The sequence below is a fragment of the Bradyrhizobium sp. USDA 376 genome (genome assembly GCF_054063675.1).
Window position 1 is genome coordinate 114523 of the sequence record NZ_JBSSGN010000002.1, and the last position, 6065, is coordinate 120587.

At 60.1% G+C, this 6065-nt stretch carries 5 protein-coding genes and 3 pseudogenes; 6 read left to right on the forward strand and 2 right to left on the reverse strand.

Annotated features, from left to right (window positions below; translation table 11 throughout):
- Positions 1–50: 50 nt before the first annotated feature.
- The 5 genes and pseudogenes from ACVJ19_RS44035 to ACVJ19_RS44055 form a co-directional block, all read left to right on the forward strand.
- Positions 51–158, forward strand: a pseudogene (locus tag ACVJ19_RS44035) (ATP dependent DNA ligase); the annotation flags it as partial.
- Positions 159–335: 177 nt separating this feature from the next.
- Positions 336–794, forward strand: coding sequence for an Hsp20 family protein (locus ACVJ19_RS44040; RefSeq protein WP_284283046.1), 459 nt, complete (start codon positions 336–338; stop codon positions 792–794).
- 70 nt (positions 795–864) lie between these two features.
- Positions 865–1160 (forward strand): annotated as a pseudogene (locus ACVJ19_RS44045) (hypothetical protein).
- 74 nt (positions 1161–1234) lie between these two features.
- Positions 1235–2503, forward strand: coding sequence for an IS256 family transposase (locus ACVJ19_RS44050; protein ID WP_166348650.1), 1269 nt, complete (start codon positions 1235–1237; stop codon positions 2501–2503).
- Between the two features lie 194 nt (positions 2504–2697).
- Positions 2698–3471, forward strand: a complete 774-nt coding sequence (locus tag ACVJ19_RS44055; RefSeq protein ID WP_281460893.1) for a hypothetical protein — start codon at positions 2698–2700, stop codon at positions 3469–3471.
- 9 nt (positions 3472–3480) lie between these two features.
- Here the strand turns inward: ACVJ19_RS44055 and ACVJ19_RS44060 are convergent, their stop codons facing one another.
- The gene (locus ACVJ19_RS44060; RefSeq protein WP_453955327.1) at positions 3481–4545 is read right to left on the reverse strand and encodes an IS630-like element ISRj1 family transposase; all 1065 of its coding nucleotides are present in this window, start codon (positions 4543–4545) and stop codon (positions 3481–3483) included.
- 114 nt (positions 4546–4659) lie between these two features.
- On the opposite strand from ACVJ19_RS44060, the pseudogene ACVJ19_RS44065 reads away from it, so the two are divergent.
- Positions 4660–4972, forward strand: a pseudogene (locus ACVJ19_RS44065) (hypothetical protein).
- Between the two features lie 773 nt (positions 4973–5745).
- Here ACVJ19_RS44065 and ACVJ19_RS44070 read toward each other — a convergent pair.
- Positions 5746–6065 (reverse strand): hypothetical protein (locus ACVJ19_RS44070; RefSeq protein WP_456739539.1); only part of this gene is annotated, 320 nt, incomplete at its 5' end.

A 6065-nucleotide genomic window follows, 5' to 3' on the forward strand; every position in this document is an offset into this window, starting at 1 on the left:
CCTCGACGACGATCGTGCTCGTCGCCTTCGACCTGCTTTATCTCAACGGCAGGGACCTCTGGGTCGAACCGAAGCTGCTTGCTGAGATCGAATACCAAGCGAAGTCGGCCGAGGGGAAGGTGCGGCATCCGTTCTTCAAGGGGTGCGAGGACCTGTAACGGCGCGGCGATCGGTGGCAAAATTTTTTCAGCCCCCTCTTGAAACCAAAACCGGCTTTGCTAATTTTTTTGTCGCCATCTGACGATGGTGTCCGGGCGCCTCATGGGCCCGGGCCAAGAGACGGGCACCGTGTCCGGTGCCGCTCGTAGACATCTTGCTCTTAGGAGGATTTGGCTATGCGCACCTACGATTTTGCCCCCCTCTGGCGCTCGACCATTGGTTTCGACCGCCTCTTCGACCTCGCAGAAACCGCTCAGCGGGCCAGCGAGGACAATTACCCGCCCTACAACATCGAACGGCTGGCGGAGGATCGCTATCAGATCTCGCTGGCGGTGGCGGGTTTCTCGCCCGAGGATATCGTCATCACCGCCGAGCAGAACGTGGTGACGGTTGAAGGCAGCAAATCCGACAAGACCGAACGTGATTTCCTCTATCGCGGTATCTCGCACCGCGCCTTCAAGCGCCAATTCAGCCTCGCCGAATATGTCCAGGTGAAAAGCGCCGCATTCGACAACGGCTTGCTGACCATCGAACTCGTCCGCGAGATTCCGGAAGCGATGAAGCCGCGCCGGATTGCGATCGGCGATGCCTCGACCGGCAGCGTGCGGAAGCTGGAAGCCAAAGCCGCCGCCTAGTAGAGGCGCCATGGAGCCGCGCTGCAAGTCGTGCGGCTCCCATCCATTCGTCAATGAAAAGGAGAGGACCATGCGGCCGACGACCGCTGACGACAACGTTTTCGACTTCGACGCGCTGCTTCATCCCGGCACGGTCTTTGAGACACCGAAAGACGTTCTGGATCACCTGCCCTGACGCTGGCCGAGAAGCGCGCAATCTTGGCATCATGGGCGTCCGACGCGTCCGCGATCGCCTCTTGCCCGTCGATGCGCGCACCTGCCGGCCTCAAGAAGCCGGTATCGATCGACGAAATCTTGGACGCGTTGCGCGCCTTGGACGGTGGCCCCCGGACGCCACCCGGCGGAGCTATGGCGGAATCTGGGTGATGACGGTGTGAGGAAGGCGGCGTATCGAGGCGGGTGACGAGCCTGCCAGAACCTCTCGAGGAGAGCGATACGCCATGACCGAGACTACCAATGTTCTTGCTTTCCGTCAGCCGTCCGCGGTTGATGATCCACTGACCGATATCGTTCGTGCCGGCGCGCGGGACCTGCTTGCCAGGGCGATCGAGATCGAGGTTGGCGCGTTTCTGGCCAGCACGGCCAATCTGACGCTGCCCGACGATCGAGCGCGCCTGGTCCGACATGGGCACGGTCCGGTGCGCGAGATTGCGACCGGCATCGGTCCGGTGGAGGTCGCTCGTCCCAAGGTCCGCGACCGCGGAGCGAGCGGGCCAGGCGACCGCCTCCGCTTCAGTTCGGCAATCCTGCCGCTATGGGCGCGGCGGACGAAGAGCCTGGATGCCTTGATCCCGGTCCTCTATTTGCGCGGCATCTCGACCGGCGACTTCCAGGAGGCGCTCTCGGCGCTGCTCGGCAAGGATGCGCCGAACCTGTCGCCTTCGGTGATCGCCGGCCTGAAGGCCGATTGGCAGGTCGAGTACGAACGCTGGCAGAGACGCGATCTGTCGGCGCGTCGCTATGTCTACATCTGGGCCGATGGCGTGTACCTGCAGGCCCGCATGGAAGATCACAGCGAATGCATGCTGGTGCTGATTGGCACCACGCCGGAAGGCAAGAAGGAGCTGATCGGCTTCCAGGTCGGCGTGCGCGAGAGCGCGCAGAGCTGGCGCGAACTCCTGATCGACCTGCGGCAACGCGGGTTACGGATTGCCCCGCAACTCGCCATCGGCGACGGCGCCCTCGGCTTCTGGAAGGCACTGGACGAGGCCTTTCCCGGCACGCGGCACCAACGATGCTGGTGCCATAAAGTGAGCAACGTACTCGACAAGGTCGCCAAATCCGTGCAGGGCCCCATGAAGAACGACCTGCGGAACATCTATCTGGCCCCACACCGGGCCGAAGCTGAAACCGCGATCGACGTCTTCGTCGAGAAATACCACGTCAAATACGGACGTGCGGTGGAGTGCCTGATCAAGGATCGCCATGCGCTGCTCGCCTTCTTCGACTTCCCTGCTGAGCACTGGATCCACCTACGCAGCTCGAACCCGATCGAGAGCGTCTTCGCCACGGTGCGCCACCGAACGGTGCGGACCAAGGGATCGCTGTCGCAACAAACTGCGAAGCTGATGGTGTTCAAGCTCATCGACGCCGCATCGAAGACCTGGCGGCGATTGAAGAGCACGAACCAGTTGCCGAAAGTCATCGCCGGTGTAAAGTTCATCGACGGAATCGAAGTCATTCCGAACACTGAAAGCCACGCCGCCTGATCAGGCCGCGTCACCCAAAATCAGCCATAGCTCGGTGTTGCGGCGACCATTGCCGGATGACGCGCTCAAGATCGTGATGCGGGGACCGGACAAGGAAGATAGGCCGTCACAAGCGGACCGGAGGACTAATGTTTAATCTGATAATGCGCGCATTCGATTGGGCTTCGGGTCGAGGGACCATTGGCGTTGGTCGGATGTTCGAATACACCGATGCTCACATCGCGGCACAGTTCAGGCAAGGTGAAGATATTTTGTTGGACCGGCTGACCGCTCTGCCGTGCCTCTTCATGGGGGAAGGATGGGGGGACGAGATTGCGTACGTCGGTCAAATCAACAGACCTCGTCGCATGGGCCGAGATGTCACTTTTGAATTCAGCCTTGATGCTGAGGTTCCTCCAATTCAGAATAGGACGATCTACGAAAATCGCATGTCGCTGGACATGCCCGAAGATTTCGAATTCTCTCGAAATCATTGGGCTGTAAAGGACGTTGACCTTTACCGCTTCCTACTTCGCAGCGTCAGACCCCGCCGCCAGCGCCCGACGGTGTTTCAAATTCCTGAACACGAGAACATTGAACCGGCCCTCGCGTCGGCGATGATGCCATTCGACGCGGGATTTGCCGCCGTTTTCGACAGCATACGCCTGGCAGCTGGTAACGTCGGACTTCTGTGTCGACGGGCTGACGACATTTGGGAAAATGCCGCGATCATTCAAGATGTGGTCGCACTTATAGATCGTTCGCGCATTGTTGTATGCGACTGTACGGGTAGAAATCCGAACGTGTTCTACGAAGCCGGTATCGCCCACACCCTCGGTCGAGAGGTGATCCTAATCACGCAGAACGAAAATGATATTCCCTTTGACCTTCGACATCTCCGGTATGTCCGCTATCTCAATAACGCCGAGGGACGCGCTGCGCTGATCGGAACCTTGCAGGGTCGGATGCAGACCATTCTTGGGCACTAGCACCCGGAATCAGAGCTGAGTGATACGGCGGCCTTTGAAACGGCGTTGACGGACCTTTTTCTTGGTCCAGACGAAGGGCTCGGCTCTGTCGTTGTATGCGTTGACGTAGGCATCGATGTGTTCCTGAAGCTGCTTGAGGCTCGTGAAGGAGGTGCCGCTGAGCGACTGCCCCTGCGAGATGGAAAACCATACTTCGACCTGATTGAGCCATGACGCACTTGTCGGCGTGAAATGAAATTGCACGTTGGGGTGGGCCTTGAGCCAGTCCTCGTTCTTTTTATGGGTGTTGAGGTTGTCGAGGATGACGTGAAGCTTGCGGTTCGGAAAAGCCGCGGTGACGCTGTTCATGAAATCGAGAAACTCGACGCGGCGCCGGCGTTTTGAATGGGTCGCGATGATCTTTCCGGTGGCGACTTCGAGCGCCGCAAACAATGTTGTGGTGCCATGCCGCTTGTAATCGTGGCTTTGGCCGGTCAAGGCGCGGCCATTGGGCAACTTCAGATAACCCTGCGCTCGCTCCAAAGCCTGGATCGAGGGCTTCTCGTCCACGCACAGCACAATGGCCTTCGCCGGCGGCGCGACATAGAGGCCGACAACATCGGCGGCTTTGGCCGTAAAGTTCGGGTCGTTGCTCTCGCACCAGGACTTGCGAGCCACCAGGTCAATCTTGTGGCTGCGCAGGAACCGCCAGACATATTGGACATCGACATCGCCCAGCGCCTCGGCCAGCAGGGGGCCGGTCCAGCGCGCAAACCCTTGCGGTGGCGGCTTATCCAGCAGCTTCAGAATCCGCTTGTCGGTCGTCTTCGTATAGATCGGCTGCTTGCCAGGCCGCGGCTTGTCTTGCAGCCCTTCAAGGCCATGGTCGGCATAGCGATGCCGCCAAAGGCTGACAATCCGCGGCTGGACCCCAACTTCCTTGGCGATCGACCGGGTGCTGCGCCCATCCGCCGCCAACAGAACTATCCGCGCCCGCTTCAAATCGCGCTGCAACGTCACCGGTGAGCGACAGCACGCCTCAAGCACCTTGCGATCTTTCCTCGAAAGGTGGACTTCTCTTGCTTCGGGTATCATCCCGACCTTGAATCACGACTCACGTTCCAAGAAAAGTGGGTACTACATCGTCGAACCGGGCGATCGTCGCATCATCGAAGAGATCGACTGAGTTCACATCGAGGAGAAACGAACATGAAGACAATCGCACTTGGCGCCGTGGCCGCAGCGGTGCTGGGATCGGCGGCGGTCGCCGCCCCGCTCAATCCGACCGCCGCCGTCGACGGAAGCCTCCGCCATCGACCAGGTCCGCCTGGTCTGCAACGAGTATGGACGATGCTACCGGACCCGCGGCCCCCGCTACCAGCGCTACTACGGCGATGATGACGGGTACGTGGTGCGCCGCAGCTACGGCTCCTACGGAGGGCCGGGTTATTACGACCGCGGCTACGGCTACTACGGCGGTGGCCCGAGCGTCGGTTTCAGCTTCAGGACCCGTAGCTGGTGACCTAGGAAAAGGCGGCTCTCGGAGAGGCCCTTTCCGCGCTGCGGCGACGAGCATAAAACGCCCCTAATTAAACGCCCTCTATTTCGTAGGACACAAAAAACCCCGCCGGCGACGGCGGGGTTTTCCATTTGATGCTCTCTGCCCTCGTCCGGGGTCCTTGGGTGAAGCTCCAGATGCTCGCTTGGCGACCCGTCGCGCCGCCCTTCCGAGGCGGAGCCTCGGCGTCGTAGTCGCCTAAGTCAACGCCCTCAGCAAGATAGAACGGAGAACTGTTGCGCAGCCGCACCATCTCGCGGTCACGGCTGATAAGATTCGATGCGAGCTTGCCGAGCGGTAGCGCAAGGAGGTCCTCCCACTCGCGCACGAAGGGCCAGCTGCGAACTGGGCTTGGCGGGCATGAGCGGCCTCGCCCTCTCCACCAACGAAGGGTCGCGACGAAGCATCCGCGCTATCAGCCGATCTGCCACCAGCTTCGCGGTGTCGCCTACCACTCCCTCGTTCAAACCGTCGCTCACCATCTGGTCTGGCCTTAGGAATATAGCAGCCGGGTGATGTCGCGGGAGAGCGCCGAGAGGTCCCAAGGCGACGGCTGGTCCCGTCCAGCCATCGAGCAGCTCCTCTACGACCCTGGATACCTTGGTCTTATCCTGGATCGCCTTGATGGCGTCGCGAGCGCCTCGAGGGATGCTCGAATGCTGTGGTGAACGCCGACTTGGCCGACACGGATGATCTTGCTGTTCTGAAGGCAGCACGGCCCATTCGATCAGTAATTGCTACACAATCAAATCGTGAGCCGCATGGAGATTGGCGTGCCCTGAGTGATCGTGGTGCGCATCCGAAATATCAATCCCGTCAGCATCCTGGACCGGCTCCTGCCCCTCGCGTGCAACAGCATGCTGACCATCTCCATAGGTTTTTCCATTTCCGTGGCTCAGTTGCTGTAGGTCATACATGTCTGAAAACGTATTGTCGGCGCCATTTTTAAAATGAAAGGAATCGCCAAGTTCCGTGCCAACCGCTGATTTGGCCTGATCTGCGCTGCCGGAAGAAGGCCCGCTCTTTCCAGCAGTCGCAATCTTCAATGCCGAATGTG

Bases quoted from the DNA above. Each gene is read 5' to 3' on its own strand.
- ACVJ19_RS44040 (WP_284283046.1), top strand. From the start codon at position 336: ATGCGCACCTACGATTTTGCCCCCCTCTGGCGCTCGACCATTGGTTTC.
- ACVJ19_RS44055 (WP_281460893.1), top strand. From the start codon at position 2,698: ATGTTCGAATACACCGATGCTCACATCGCGGCACAGTTCAGGCAAGGT.
- ACVJ19_RS44060 (WP_453955327.1), bottom strand. From the start codon at position 4,545: ATGATACCCGAAGCAAGAGAAGTCCACCTTTCGAGGAAAGATCGCAAG.
- ACVJ19_RS44050 (WP_166348650.1), top strand. From the start codon at position 1,235: ATGACCGAGACTACCAATGTTCTTGCTTTCCGTCAGCCGTCCGCGGTT.